The 12,997-nt window shown below is 64.6% G+C and carries 13 protein-coding genes; 3 read left to right on the top strand and 10 right to left on the bottom strand.

Annotated features, from left to right (window positions below):
* Positions 1 to 6: 6 nt before the first annotated feature.
* From pgaD (KR767_RS19705) to KR767_RS19670, 8 genes are all read right to left on the bottom strand, one after another.
* The gene (gene pgaD, locus KR767_RS19705; protein WP_166948820.1) at positions 7 to 450 is read right to left on the bottom strand and encodes a poly-beta-1,6-N-acetyl-D-glucosamine biosynthesis protein PgaD; all 444 of its coding nucleotides are present in this window, start codon (positions 448 to 450) and stop codon (positions 7 to 9) included.
* Complete coding sequence (gene pgaC, locus KR767_RS19700; protein ID WP_166948821.1) at positions 447 to 1,700, bottom strand: poly-beta-1,6-N-acetyl-D-glucosamine synthase; 1,254 nt, start codon at positions 1,698 to 1,700, stop codon at positions 447 to 449. The genes pgaD (KR767_RS19705) and pgaC (KR767_RS19700) overlap by 4 nt, the downstream gene beginning before the upstream one ends.
* Positions 1,697 to 3,571: a poly-beta-1,6-N-acetyl-D-glucosamine N-deacetylase PgaB gene (pgaB, locus tag KR767_RS19695; RefSeq protein WP_250877523.1), complete on the bottom strand. Its 1,875-nt coding sequence runs from the start codon at positions 3,569 to 3,571 to the stop codon at positions 1,697 to 1,699. The genes pgaC (KR767_RS19700) and pgaB overlap by 4 nt, the downstream gene beginning before the upstream one ends.
* Before the next feature lie 6 nt (positions 3,572 to 3,577).
* Positions 3,578 to 5,647 (bottom strand): poly-beta-1,6 N-acetyl-D-glucosamine export porin PgaA, encoded by a 2,070-nt coding sequence (gene pgaA, locus KR767_RS19690; protein WP_250877522.1) that lies wholly within the window; start codon positions 5,645 to 5,647, stop codon positions 3,578 to 3,580.
* Between the two features lie 146 nt (positions 5,648 to 5,793).
* A complete protein-coding gene (gene pgaD, locus KR767_RS19685) occupies positions 5,794 to 6,288 on the bottom strand; it encodes a poly-beta-1,6-N-acetyl-D-glucosamine biosynthesis protein PgaD (RefSeq protein WP_250877521.1) in 495 nt (164 codons plus the stop codon).
* Positions 6,285 to 7,535 carry a poly-beta-1,6-N-acetyl-D-glucosamine synthase gene (pgaC, locus tag KR767_RS19680; protein ID WP_250877520.1) on the bottom strand — a complete coding sequence of 417 codons (1,251 nt, stop codon included), beginning with the start codon at positions 7,533 to 7,535 and terminating at the stop codon, positions 6,285 to 6,287. Before pgaC (KR767_RS19680) ends, pgaD (KR767_RS19685) begins: the two co-directional genes overlap by 4 nt.
* A gap of 180 nt (positions 7,536 to 7,715) precedes the next feature.
* A complete protein-coding gene (locus tag KR767_RS19675) occupies positions 7,716 to 9,056 on the bottom strand; it encodes an ATP-binding protein (protein ID WP_166948832.1) in 1,341 nt (446 codons plus the stop codon).
* A complete protein-coding gene (locus KR767_RS19670) occupies positions 9,053 to 9,763 on the bottom strand; it encodes a response regulator (RefSeq protein WP_166948834.1) in 711 nt (236 codons plus the stop codon). The genes KR767_RS19675 and KR767_RS19670 overlap by 4 nt, the downstream gene beginning before the upstream one ends.
* A gap of 164 nt (positions 9,764 to 9,927) precedes the next feature.
* On the opposite strand from KR767_RS19670, the gene KR767_RS19665 reads away from it, so the two are divergent.
* Positions 9,928 to 10,167: a hypothetical protein gene (locus KR767_RS19665; protein WP_250877519.1), complete on the top strand. Its 240-nt coding sequence runs from the start codon at positions 9,928 to 9,930 to the stop codon at positions 10,165 to 10,167.
* Positions 10,164 to 10,352: a hypothetical protein gene (locus KR767_RS19660; RefSeq protein ID WP_250877518.1), complete on the top strand. Its 189-nt coding sequence runs from the start codon at positions 10,164 to 10,166 to the stop codon at positions 10,350 to 10,352. Before KR767_RS19665 ends, KR767_RS19660 begins: the two co-directional genes overlap by 4 nt.
* On the opposite strand, the gene KR767_RS19655 is transcribed toward KR767_RS19660, so the two are convergent.
* Entirely contained in the window at positions 10,345 to 10,839 is a 495-nt protein-coding gene (locus tag KR767_RS19655; protein WP_250877517.1) for a low molecular weight protein-tyrosine-phosphatase, read from the bottom strand. The two genes, KR767_RS19660 and KR767_RS19655, sit on opposite strands and share 8 nt — an antisense overlap.
* Positions 10,840 to 11,031: 192 nt before the next feature.
* On the opposite strand from KR767_RS19655, the gene KR767_RS19650 reads away from it, so the two are divergent.
* Entirely contained in the window at positions 11,032 to 11,469 is a 438-nt protein-coding gene (locus KR767_RS19650) for a hypothetical protein (RefSeq protein WP_250877516.1), read from the top strand.
* A gap of 8 nt (positions 11,470 to 11,477) precedes the next feature.
* Here the strand turns inward: KR767_RS19650 and KR767_RS19645 are convergent, their stop codons facing one another.
* Positions 11,478 to 12,509: an MASE1 domain-containing protein gene (locus KR767_RS19645; protein WP_250877515.1), complete on the bottom strand. Its 1,032-nt coding sequence runs from the start codon at positions 12,507 to 12,509 to the stop codon at positions 11,478 to 11,480.
* Positions 12,510 to 12,997: the final 488 nt, after the last annotated feature.

The following is a 12,997-nucleotide window of genomic DNA, read 5'->3' as shown; positions in this document are numbered from 1 at the left end:
CGGCCTTCAGCGGACCTCGTCGACAGTCATGAAGCCGTTGTCGGCCACGCTCACCACCGCACGACGATGCCCCTGCATGCGAACGGCATCGTCGGTGGTGGCACCGATGGCGGCGGCCGTTTCCCCCACGCTCACGGGTGAATTGCCGCGGCGCTTCTGCTTGCCGGCGAAGCGTGCGTGGTTATAGGCCGACCAGCTGCTGAAGACCAGCGCGCAGATAAGGGCCACCACCAGCACGATATTGATGTCGCCGCCGTCGCCGATGGGGTCGAGCACATACAGCTGCAGCCAGGCGTTGCGCAGGCCGAAGGCCCAGGCGCCCAGGGTGATCAGCGGAAGCCACAGGAACACCCAGAACAGCCACGCCCCCACGGTGATCATCGTGAAGACGGCCTTCTGCGCGCGCGACTGGCGTTCCGGCCGCTGGATCATGATGGCATCGGCTTTCATCGCAGTCCCCGGTCCGGGCTGACCCACACCGCGCGCGTGCCCTTGCGCTTCATCAAGGCCTTGGGCATCGCCACGATGGAGGTGGCCGTGTTGAGCATCCAATACACCAGCGGATACCAGATCATCCAGTAGTAATTGCGGCCGATCCGCGTCTCGTAGCGGCGGTCCACCAGCAGGCTGATCAGGAACTGCAGCAGGCAGATCGCACCCAGTACCACGCCGTGCCATTGTGGCAGCAAGGTGTTGATGCGAAGCGAGTCCGGCAGCGGCACGAAGTGCCCAAGCACCCACAGCGTGACGATGATGGCCATGCTGTACGACCACAGCAGGCTCATCACATACTCCAGGGCCACGGGCCACATGCGCCGCTGGCGCCACTTGAACAGCTTGCCCGTATAGCGCAGCAGCACCTCGGAGCCACCCTGCGCCCAGCGCAGGCGCTGCTTCCACAGGCCGCGCAGGGTCTCGGGCATCAGGATCCAGCACAGGGCGTTAGGCTCGTAGCGGATTTCCCAATGACGCATCTGCAGGCGCCAGCTGACGTCGATGTCTTCGGTGACCATGTCGGTGTTCCAGTAACCGACATCGTGCAGGGCGCTCTTGCGGAAGCAGGCGATCACGCCCGACACCGTGAAGATGCGGCCGTATACACGCTGGGCGCGCTTGATCAGGCCGATGATGGATGAAAACTCACCGACCTGGAGCTTGCCCAGCAGGGTGGAGCGGTTGCGGATGCGCGGGTTGCCGGTGACAGCCGCCACGCGCGGGCTTTCCAGCATGTGCGAGATGAGCCAGTGCGTGGCGTAGTCGTCGAGCAGGGCATCGCCATCGACGCAGACCAGGTAATCGGCATTGGATGCCAGCGCCGCGGCGCGCAGGCCCATGGCCTTGCCCTGGTTGCTCGACATATGGATCACGCGCAGCCGCGGGTACTGCTCCATCAGCTGGTCGAGCTGCGCACCGGTGTCGTCCGTGGAGCCATCGTTGATGGCGATGATCTCGAAGTGCGGATACTGCTGCGAGGCCAGGTGTGCGATCGTCTCGCGCACCTGCTCCCCCTCGTTATGGCAGGGCACGATGAGCGAAACCATCGGGTATTCGGCCAGCTCGGGCGGCTTCACGCGCAACGGCTCGTTGCGTTCCCAGCGCAGGAAATAGATCACGCCGCCACTCATCCAGATCAACGACATGATCAACGGATAGTAGAACGCGAATTCCAGCAGGATGTGGAGGATGCCGCCCTGATTCATCGCGCCGGCTCCGGCCACGGGTAATCGGATGCCGAAATGAACGGACGGATGGTTTCCAGGTCCGGACGGTTGTGCAGGAAGTCATCCGGGTAATACCCGATATGCCATGCGCCTTCGGACTGCACCGTGCGCATGCGCTGGCCCATCTCCGCGGCGGGAATCGGCTTGTTGGTGCGCCAGTCGTGCGAGGCGAATTCGAACACGGTGCTCTCGAAGGCCCCCGGTGTCGCAGCCACCTTGCGTGCAAGGTTACGGTACCAGCCGATCTTGTCCGACTGCTTGTCCAGCTGCGGCATCGCCATGATCGCCGTGAAATCGTAGGCCTCGTTGAACGCGGCGAGGTTCTGCGCCGTCCAGGCTTCGGCCTTCGGTTCGAACACGGGCAGGGCGAACATGTTGCGTGCCGTGCGCACCTGCGGTAGCCAGCGCTGCACACGCGTGGTGATCTCGTCGGTGAAGTCGATCAGCGCGCGCGTCCTCTGCGCCGGGGTACGGTTGGCCCACGGACCCAGGTTGTCGGTGTCGCGCAGGTAGGCGTCATCGGAGAACAGCAGGCCCGCCGCATCGGCGTGCATGGCCAGGTCCTCGTAGACGTCGCCGATCATCTGGCGCACCTTCGGGTCATACGGCGCAAGGCGGAAATGATCGCCGCCGGGCTTCGGTTCGCCGGCCAGCGTCGGCAGGTCCTTGCCATCGGGGAAGCGGAAGGCCAGCACCGGCAGCCACGCGTATACGCGCACGCCGGCACGGGTGCGCAGCTGCCAGGACACGCGCGAGAAGAGGTCTGCGCGCATCGGCAGGTGACGGTTGGGGAAGTACACGGCGTCAGCCACGCCGTCGCCGTCGGGGTCCGCATAGGCCTGCAACCAGACCTGGCTGGGATGCATGCGCTTGATGCGGTCGAGCAGCTTTGAAAGGTTGCGGTCCTGCTGCGCCGGGTCGGGGTCGTACACGTAGTCGAGGTCCACCTGCACCGCGCGCACCGGATCGGTACGCGAGAGGTGGCGCATCAGCCAGCCCAGGCGGTTGGCGGTGATGTTGCCGCTGACCAGCAGGCGGGGGATGGTGCCACCCGCGCCCACGCGGGGCAGGCGGTCGCCCAGGCTGAAGGACACCTTCATGCCGACGCTGGCGGCCACGTTCTGGCCGACCTGCGTGTATGCACCGTAAGGCCACGCAACGGCGCGCGGCCGCACGCCGGTATGGGACTGGATTTCATCGGCGCTGTGGGCCAGGTCGGCCTGGATGCGCGCGATGTACTCGGCTTCGGTTTCGTAGTGCTTGGTCGCGTTGTCGTAGGCGACATGCGCGGCCGCCGGCAGCAGGTTGCCCTGCGGGTTGCCATTCATGCCCTGGTGCAGTGCCCACGAATGCGAGGCGAACTCCACGAGGCCCGACTTCTGCATCTCGGCCACCTGGTCCCAGCTGAGGAAGCAGGAGCGGTCGCAATCGCTGCCGTTGTAGGGCATGCGCTTGCCGGGGGGCAGGTCTACCCACGAACCCACGATGGCCTGCACGGCCGGGTAGTTGTAGGCACGCAGCAGGGGATAGACGCGGGTGTAGAAGCTCTCCAGGCCATCGTCGAAGGTGAGCAGCACGGCGTTGGGCGGCAGTGGCGCACCGCCATGGCCGGCCTGTACCACCTGTTCAAGACTCACGACGTGATAGCCGTTGCCCTTGAGCCAGTCGAAGTGGGCGATGAGGTGATCGGTACTGGTGGCATCCGGGTCGCGGTCGGCAAGGGTGCCGACATCGTCGCGGACGTCGTGGTAGGCCAGCACGATCAGCGGCGCCCGTAGGGGGGCGGCCGGCTGCGCGAAAGCAGGCAGCGCGAGGCCGAGCAGGGCCAGCAGTGACAACAGCGAACGCATGACTCGTCAGTCTCCCCAGTGCAGGGTCAGGTCGAGGACGACGCGGTGCTCGCGACGGCCGTCGTAAGGTTGGTTGTGCCAGGACACGCCCCAGCCCAGCCGGAAACCCTGCTGGGGCTGGAAGAACTGGCCGTAGCGGACAGTGGCCATCCAGTCGCTGGAATAGCCCTTTTCGTCGTACTGGCCGAAGGCCACGTCGAGTCGCTGGGTAAGCGAGCGCTCGTAGAACTGGCTGATGACGTTTTCGAGGCGGCCGGTGATGGCGTAGCTGTTGTCGCGGCGCGGGTTGAAGTACGGCCGGTCGGTCTGCGTATTCATCGAGCCGCCGACCTCCACGCCACCATCGATGGTGAGGTTCGGCGCGGTGTGCAGCCGCTGCGTGATCGTGGCCAGCCAGCCGGTGCGCTTGTTGCCATCGCTGAAGTTGTCGCGTGACAGGCCCAGCTTCGCCTGGAACAGCTCGCTCGCTCGCCACGTGACGGCGGTGCTCAGTGTCTTGGCCGAGATGCCGTAGTACTGCGCGCGCAGCGGCGTGTCTTCGCCGGCCGTGCTGAAGTCGGCGTTGAGCAGCCAGCGGTCGGTCATGGCCCAGTTCACGCCGGCTTCGAGTGCCGTCTTGCCTACGTAGCGGTCGCTGGAGGGCAGGGCTTGTACATAGGCCTCGATACCGCGCCAGTAACCGCGCACGCCCAGACCGAAGCGGGTGCGGCGCACGTCGCCCTCGGGCAGGTCGGCCGTGGAGTAACGACCGAGCGCGAGTACACGCCAGTGATTGTCGATGAGCGGACTGGCAATGGTGGCCTGCGTGGCACCGTCGCGGTCGCCGTAGTCGGGGCTGGAGCCCTTGCCACGCTCGGTGGTGATGTCGAACTGCCAGCCCTTTTCGCGTTCCCAGGATTGCTCGGCGCGTTCGACGCGGCCGTTGCGGTCGGCCAGCGAACGGGCGATGGCCAGGTTTTCGTCGACGTCCTGGTAATCGTAGAGCGCACGTGCTGCATCGGCCTGGCCGATGTAGGCGCCGACGTCGCGTTCGTCGAGGGTGCCGGCGATGTTGAGATCCTGCTCCGCCAGGCGTGGCCAGCCACGGGCCAGCTCGGTCATGCCCAGTTCGCGGCGTATCTGCGCATTGGCGGGCGCTTCATTACTGAGCGGCACGAGCCGGTCATACGCCTCGGCCGGCATGTTCACGTATTCACGTACGACGGCGGCATTGAGTTCGGCGTCGACCTTGCGCGGATTCTGCACGGGCAGGCGGATGCCGGGCACGCGGATCCAGGCCGGTTCCTTCGCTGCCAGCGTGTCGATGGTAGTGAATGCCTTCCTGGTCTGATTCGATTCCAGGTAGGCGTACATCAGGCCGATGCGCGGCTCGCTCTCGGCGGGATCGTAAGGGCCGGGATCTTTCGCGATCGAGTCTTCAAACATCGTCGCCGACTCGGCCGGACGGCGCTGCACCAGCAAGGCATCGGCAAGCGGGCGCTCGACGTAGGCCGGCAGGGTGACGCCATCCTTCTTCATCGCGTCATAGCGCTGCACGGCCTCGGCACTGCGGCCGGCCTGGTCAAGCGCCACCAGCAGGTCGAGCTGCTCGCGGCGACGCAGGTCGCCGGACAGGGAGGCGTCGTCGGTGAGTCGGCGCGCATCGTCCACCGCGCGATCCGCTTCGGCGTAAGGCTGGCGCGGATCGGCGGGCTCGCCGTTTGCCCAGCGGATCTCGTGACCGACCTGATCGGTCTCCAGGTGGAAGTGAGCGGCCTCGCTCAGTGGCGGGTCGAGCTCTGCGGCCAGCTCACGTGCACGGGTCGTGGCGCCAAGCTCGGTCAGCAGCGTCACGTTCATCGCGCGGGCCTCCCGGTCGTCGGGCCAGCGGTCGAGGATCGCCTGGCAATGCGCAAGCGCATCCACCCGGTGCCCCTGTTCACGTTCGGCGCGCACCTTCGCCATGAGGGCGTCGCGTTCGCTTGTATTCGTGGAGGCGAGGGCCAGTGGGCCATGCAAAGCGATGATCAGCGCCAGGCAAAGCCTTGCCCGGGGCACGCGCGTGCTGCGCGGAGGTATCGTCGAAGTCAGTCCCATCCTGCCAGTTGACCTGCTATCGGCGAAGCCGGATATCCATTCCCGGCAAACGGCGTTGAGAGTCGGACCGTCCATCCCCTGGTCTGCCGACGGTCCATGCGCATGGTATAGGCAACGAACCTAACAAAGCTGCAACAACTTTCGATTTATGTGAACTGGCGCTCTTGTCGTGATGATGAATCATCATGTAGAGAGGCTGGTTCTGCTGTCGCGACCCCTATACCGCCTTCGTCGTCGATACGTAATACGGCCCGACGGCTGTTTTGGATGCATGCGACTTCCGCCACGCTCGTGCCCAGGGACTCCGCTGTCGCGGGAAGCGCTACGGGCTGCGCGCGGCGGCGGCGTTCACCTCCGGTCCGGCGCCTGCCTTCGTAGAGCGACCAGGCCAGAAAGACCACGAGGCTCAGCGGTGCCAGCCAGACGATGCCCGCCAGGTCGCCCAGTCCGCTGAACACCACATCGGGAATCCAGCGGGCATAGCGCGAAGGCAGGCCCCATTCCCGGGCGAGGCGATGCAGGGCGGGGAGCCAGAGCAGGCCCCAGGCTACCCAGGCGATCACGGTCAGCACCGCATAGACGATGCGCCGGGGCCAGGACTGGCGTTCGGGACGCTCGATGAGGATCGGCTCGGCTTTCACTGGATGCCCCTGTCCGGACTGACCCAGGTCGCGCGCACGCCTTCGCGCCGTGTGATGGCACGGGGCAGTGCGGCAATGGAGGTGACGGTGTTGATGGTCCAGTACGCCAGCGGATACCAGATCATCCAGTAATAGTGCCTGCCGATGCCGGCTTCGTAACGGCGGTCCACCATCAGGCTCAGCATGAACTGCACCAGGCAGGTCACGCCCAGCACCACGCCATGCCATTGGGGGAACAGGGTGCCGACGTGAAAAGGTGGCGGCACATCGGTGATCTCCCCGAGTGCCCAGAGCACGATGATCGCGCCCATCACATACGACCAGACCAGGCTCATCACATACTCGATGGCCAGTGGCCACATGCGGCGCTGGCGCCAGCGGAACAAGGCGGGGCCGTGGCGCAGCAACACCTCGGAGCCGCCCTGGGCCCAGCGCAGGCGCTGTTTCCACAAGCCGCGCAGCGTTTCGGGCATGAGGATCCAGCACAGGGCGTTGGGCTCGTAGCGGATCTGCCAGTGGCGCATCTGCAGGCGCCAGCTGATGTCGATATCTTCGGTGACCATGTCGGTATGCCAGTAGCCGACATCGTGCAAGGCGCTGCGGCGGAACGCGGCGATCACCCCCGACACCGTGAAGATGCGCCCATAGACGCTCTGTGCGCGCTTGATCAGTCCGATGATCGACGAAAACTCGCCGACCTGGAGCTTGCCCAGCAGAGTCGATCGATTCCGGATGCGCGGGTTGCCGGTGACGGCGCCCACGCGTGGCGAGCCCACCAGGTGGGACACCATCCAGTGCGTTGCATAGTCGTCGAGCAGGGCATCGCCATCCACGCAGACGAGGAACTCGCCGCGTGCCGCCAGGGCGGCGGCACGCAAGGCCATGGCCTTGCCGTGGTTGGATTCCATATGCATCACGCGAAGGCGCGGATGCTCATGGAGCAGGCTGTCCAGGATCGGCCCGGTGTCGTCGGACGAGCCGTCATTCACCGCGATGATCTCGAAGTCAGGCCAGCGCTGGGTCGAGAGGTGGGCGATGGTTTCCCGTACCTGGGCGCCTTCGTTGAAGCAGGGCACGATCAGGGTGACAAAGGGATAGTCGTCCAGCAGGGGCGGGTGCTCGCGATCCCCGGCGTGGCGCTCGGTACGCACGAAGTAGATCAGGCCGCCACTCATCCACAGCAGCGACATCACCCAGGGATAGAAGAAAGCGTACTGGAGGAGCGAGTGCATCAGCGATGCATCCATGCCGCCTCCCTGCTTGTGCGACGTCCACGCGTCGCCATCCCGGTATCGCTCATCGCCTGCCGACCTCCAAGGGGCGGCCCAAGGCCGCCTGGATCGCGCTTGGGCACCTTGGTGCCTGCGCGTTATCGGCAATTCTGGCGATTCTCCGTTGACAAGATGTGTAGGACTTGCCGATTTCGTTCAGTTTGGACGGGGCGACCCCGGCAACCAGAGGCTGGCTTCCAGGCCCTGCGGCAGGTTGCGCAGGGTGATGTCGCCTCCGTGGCCGCGGACGATGTTGCGTGCCGTGGGCAGGCCCAGGCCGACGCCGCCTGTGTGGCGATTACGCGAGCCTTCGGCGCGGAAGAAGGGGCGGAACACGGTCTCGTGCAGCGCTTCCGGGATGCCAGGGCCCCGGTCGGTGATACGCAGGCGCACCTGCCCATCGAATTCGTCGAGCGAAACGCACACCTTGCTGCCATAGCGCACGGCGTTGCCCACGAGGTTGACGATGGCGCGCTTGAGCGCCTTGGGTCGTCCTTCGTAGATCATTCGCTCCGGGCCTTCGTAACTCACGTCGGCGCCTTCGTCGCGACAGTCGTCGATGACGGTATGGACCAGGGCGGTCAGATCGAACCGGGTCATGGGTTCTTCTTCGCCATCGCCGCGAAAGAACGCCAGCGCGGCATCGACCATGGCACGCATCTCGTCCACGTCGTTGAACAGCCGGCGCTGCTGGTCCGCATCGTCGATGTATTCCCCGCGCAGGCGCATGCGGGTCAGTGGTGCACGCAGATCATGTGAGATGGCCGCGAGCATTTCGGTACGGTCACGGACAAAGCGCTGGATGCGCCCCTGCATCTCGTTGAAGGCGCGCATCGCCACCTGGATTTCATGCGGCCCTTCGGGATGGATGGCCGGCGACTGCACGTCGGAGCCGAAGCGTTCCGCTGCTCCCGCGAGCAGGTTCATCGGTCGGGACAGGCGGCGGCTCGCAAACGCGGCCACGACCACGCCGGAAAACAGCGCGAACAGGCTGATTACCAGGAGCTGGGTGAAGGGATCGAGGCCCCAGATGCGCGTGGCCGTGTCGAAGGTGATCCAGCTGCCGTCGTTGATCTGGATGGCCAGCATGTAATGGGTCTGGCCCGTGGTGCCGGGGTCGTCGGTGTTCGGGTCGAAGCCTTCGACGGCGCGCTTGCCGAGGATTTCCTGCATCCGTTCGGGAAACGCCTTGTCCGGATGGTCGATATGCGGCATCGGCACCGATGCGCGGTCCGGATACCAGTGAATCCCATACTGCGTATGCGAGGCGAGGGTGGCTACCAGCGCCTTGCGGTGTTCGACCGGCGTGGCATCGACGGCGCGCTGTACCAGGCCCATCTGTTCGGCCATGCCGCTCTGCGTGAACGTGGGTCGTGTCCACACGCTGACAAAGAGAATCACCAGCGCATTGAGCAGCATGAGCAGCCCGATGGCGGCCATGATGTTCGCCATGAGCCAGCCGGCAAGGGTATTCAGGCGCCAGCGCAGACGGCTCATGCGGCGTCCACGGGCACGACGAACATGTAGCCCACGTTGCGGATGGTGCGGATCAGCTCCGGCGCATGCGAATCGGCACCGAACTTGCGGCGCAGGCGGCTCACCTGCACGTCGATGCTGCGGTCGAAGGCTTCGTGGCGGCTGCCGCGCGCGAGGTCGATCAGCTGCTCACGCGTAAGCACCCGCTGCGGATGCTCCACGAAGGCCAGCAGCAGGTCGAATTCGCCTCCGGACAAGGGCACGAGCGTGTCATCCGTGGCGCGCAGCTCCCTGCGCGCCACGTCGAGGCTCCAGCCGGCAAAGCGGATGCAGGCGCGGGTCGTACCGGATGCGGCGTTCTGGGTGGCCTCTGCACGGCGCAGGATCGCGCGGATACGCGCCAGCAACTCGCGGGGGTCGAAGGGCTTGGCGAGATAGTCGTCCGCACCCACCTCCAGGCCCACGATGCGCTCGGATGTGGCACCCGTGGCCGTGAGCATGATGATCGGCAGGGCCGACTTCGCGCGAACGCGACGGCAGAGCGATAAGCCGTCCTCGCCGGGCAGCATGAGGTCGAGCGTCATCAGGTCGTAATCGCCGCGACCCAGATACTCGTCCATGGCCACGCCCGACATGGCCACGTCCACCGCAAAGCCGTTGCGTTCGAGGAAGCGGCGCAAAAGGTCACCGATTTCCTCGTCATCGTCCACCACCAGGATACGTCGCACGATCTTTGCACCCACAGGAAAAAACAGCGCCGTTATAGCCCCTGGGGACACATAAGTCATTTATTTCAAGGCAGACACAAAGTGACCCCATGGACGCAATGTGGACAAACGCAGGATAAAGTCGACGCGCAGACTTCCCGGCAACTTCCCCCGGTCCGACCGTCATGCCGAACGCCGCCCTTGTCCGCACCTCCGTCCGCCGGCTCCCCCGCAATCCCGCCGCCCGGGCCATGATCATTGCCGCACGCATCGAGCCCGATGTCGCGTTGCGCACCGAGTGGTTCCTCCACGACCCCATCCGCGAGCTGGACGGCCTGACCGCGGAGCGCGCCATTGCCACCGGACAGGGCGCCGCCCTGGTTCGCGTGCTTCGTGCCATCGATGCCGGAAGGCGGGGGCGATGAAAGCCGTGCTTTGCCTTGTGCTGGCGCTCTGCGGCCGGACGGTGGATTTCGGCCTGCTGCTGTTCTCGCGCCAGTACGGCGTGGAGCTGCACCATGGCGACCGCCCCGGCGACAGCGCCCGCTGGCTGCTGGCCGGCTTGTTGCCGGCTGCCGATGACCAGGGGCGCGACAGCGCCCTCAACTGACCTGCGGGTGATTCCGGCGGAGCGAATCCAGCAGGCCATCCACCGCGACATCGAGCATGTCGAATACTTCGATGAAGTCTGTTCGCGTGCCATACCACGGATCGGGTACGTCGATGGCGCCGTGATCGGCGGAGTGGACCATCATCAGCCCGATCTTGTGCGCAGCATCCGGCGCGATCCGGTTGAGCGTAGCGACATGTGCGGCGGTCATGCCCACCACGAGATCGAAACGGCGGAAATCGTCCGCGGTTACCCGTCGCGCCCGGTGCGCCGGCATGGGTATCCCTCGCCGACGCAGTTCCGCAAGGGAACGGGCATCCGGTGGATTGCCCAGCTCTGAATCGGTGACCGCCGCGCTATCCACTTCCAGCGTCAACCCTGCGGCCGCCGCCTTGTGGACGAGCAGCGCATGGGCCGTGGGTGAGCGGCATATATTGCCGGTGCAGATGAAGAGGACGGAGGCCTGGGGTGTCTTCGTGGCATTCATGACGTAACGATGGTGCTGTGCAGAGGCGGACTTCCGGTGGTTGTATCCCGAATCGGAAGCGGTGTCATGGAATAGGCCCCAGATTGCCATCCATGCTGGCGTGGCTTGCGCCGAATCCCTGTGCGCAGGGGACTGGGCAGGGCCTATATTGACGACTACTCTACCGATTCCCAACCGCATGGAGGAAGGTTTATGCGCAGTCGTTCTGGTTTGCTGGCAGCAGGATTCGCGGGTTTGTTCTCTACCACCGCCGTGATGGCGGCCGGTCCGGTCACGACGGGCCTCGGACAATCCTGGCCGAGCACAGCGGATGTCAGCACCACGCCGCACTATCACGTCTACGTATTTCAGAAGCAGGGCGTGCGTTATGTCCAGGTCAACGATGCCAGTGGCACGGTACGCGGCGCGATCGCCTATACCGCTGCCGACAGCGTTCTGGATCTGCCCATTGGCGTGGATGCCGGGCGCTGGGTGACCAGCAGCAACACTGCCTCCGCGCCCGCAGGTGAGCAGGTTTATCGGGATGAGGCGCTGAGTATTTCGGTCGCTCCGCAGGGTAATGGCGCCGCTCGTTTGACGGCAGCGTCAACCTGCGACGATCCGACCAAGTGCTCTATCCAGCTGCAGTAATTATCAACTCACCGCTTCAGCGAAGCCGAAGCGGTGAGAACTCTGGCGCGGCGTGACGCAAGTGCACCGAGCCAGAGGCAGCTGGAAATCGTCAGTGCCAGTATGACCTGAATCCTGATCGCAGCGGGATCTAGGGGGCCTTGCGCCGTTATGGCGAGGGCAATACTGGCGGCCATGCCACCCACGGCTGCGCCATGCCAGCCATAGCGCCAGAACAGCCCGATAACGGGCCATATCAAACCGAAGCGCGCAATCTGGCGAATGCCCTCGTCCTGCGTAGAAAGCACGATCCATACGAGTCCGACGAGCGTCGGCACTACCCAGCGAAGCGTGTCCTGCAAAAGCGAGTTGCGCCAGATCATTGCCAGGGAAATGATCTCACCTCGATGAGCATGCATCCGTTCCCGCAGGGCAAGTACGAGAGGCGTCAGGGTCAAGGCTCCCAGATATGCTCCCAGAAGGTAAGCGAAGAAGTAGTCGCGTGGCACGATAGAAGCCCATTTCTCGGGCGTGTTCTGCAACGCGAGCATCACCCGGATGATGGTCGAGATGGCAGTGATGATCGATGTGCCAAGGGTGGCAGCCAGGATCATGGGCATCCGCACATGTCCACTGGCGTCATATAGCTCCCATCGATGACGCATCGGCTTCAGCAACGCCATCCAGAGCACGACCATGGGTACAGATTGCGCAAGTGCCCAACCCGTGCCGAACTTCGATGCGCAAAGAATGGCATCTTCAAGCAATGGCAGGCCTTCACCGAGAGCTAATGCCGGCCAGAATCGGATGGGTAGCAGAAGCAGGCAGGCGAGCCGTAACCCGGCGGTAAGCAACCATTGCTGGAACGAGACGTAACGCGCGAGCTCGTAGCACGCGGCATACGCAGCGGCGATGGCGAAGTGTTGCCCCCAGTGCGCCCAATGAATCGCGCTCACATTCCCTTGCGCTGTGCTTCCCTTCACACCTGCCTCCCCAGCCAGAAGTAAGAAAAATTTCCACTCAATATTGCCACGATTCAACGTGGGGGTGGCGTCCTTCAACCCGGATGCAGGCATTCTGCCGAATACGCGTTGTTCTTGCGTGGTCAGGCGCAGCCATGCTTTCTATTGACCGGCCTCCGCTCTCCTGGCGGCGAAACGACGTGGATCGGCGACATGTGGCGTGTCTTCAGGGGAGCGACCAGGTTATAAGCCGCCTTGCTGCGCCGCCAATTGACAAGGTAACGAAACCTTCATAATCTCGATTTGGAACGATTTAAATCGTTCGCTCAGGGATACGTGACCGCCCGCGGGGAGTGGGTTGTCCGCTAATCGATAAGCGGTTCCGTCTTCGCGCCTATTGCGATGCACTGGTGTTCCCGTCTGGCAGGTGCTGAGGGATGCAAGCCGCATGTTTGATGATCCGGGTCCGGGCAGGGGCCAGGGCCGCACTGAATGATTTTGTTGACCAGGTAGTTGGGGTGCAACGCCGACGCGCCGGGTAGGTGCGCGTGGGCTCCACGGGTGTTTTCCGCATCGACGCGAGAGCG

Source organism: Luteibacter anthropi (assembly GCF_023699965.1).
Lineage (GTDB): Bacteria > Pseudomonadota > Gammaproteobacteria > Xanthomonadales > Rhodanobacteraceae > Luteibacter > Luteibacter anthropi.
The sequence above is the reverse complement of the archived record's forward strand: the minus strand, read 5'-3'. Positions and strand labels throughout refer to the sequence as shown.

Coding starts and splice junctions, on each gene's coding strand:
- pgaD (WP_166948820.1), bottom strand. CDS start 450: ATGAAAGCCGATGCCATCATGATCCAGCGGCCGGAACGCCAGTCGCGC.
- pgaC (WP_166948821.1), bottom strand. CDS start 1,700: ATGAATCAGGGCGGCATCCTCCACATCCTGCTGGAATTCGCGTTCTAC.
- pgaB (WP_250877523.1), bottom strand. CDS start 3,571: ATGCGTTCGCTGTTGTCACTGCTGGCCCTGCTCGGCCTCGCGCTGCCT.
- pgaA (WP_250877522.1), bottom strand. CDS start 5,647: ATGGGACTGACTTCGACGATACCTCCGCGCAGCACGCGCGTGCCCCGG.
- pgaC (WP_250877520.1), bottom strand. CDS start 7,535: ATGGATGCATCGCTGATGCACTCGCTCCTCCAGTACGCTTTCTTCTAT.
- KR767_RS19675 (WP_166948832.1), bottom strand. CDS start 9,056: ATGAGCCGTCTGCGCTGGCGCCTGAATACCCTTGCCGGCTGGCTCATG.
- KR767_RS19665 (WP_250877519.1), top strand. CDS start 9,928: ATGCCGAACGCCGCCCTTGTCCGCACCTCCGTCCGCCGGCTCCCCCGC.
- KR767_RS19660 (WP_250877518.1), top strand. CDS start 10,164: ATGAAAGCCGTGCTTTGCCTTGTGCTGGCGCTCTGCGGCCGGACGGTG.
- KR767_RS19655 (WP_250877517.1), bottom strand. CDS start 10,839: ATGAATGCCACGAAGACACCCCAGGCCTCCGTCCTCTTCATCTGCACC.
- KR767_RS19650 (WP_250877516.1), top strand. CDS start 11,032: ATGCGCAGTCGTTCTGGTTTGCTGGCAGCAGGATTCGCGGGTTTGTTC.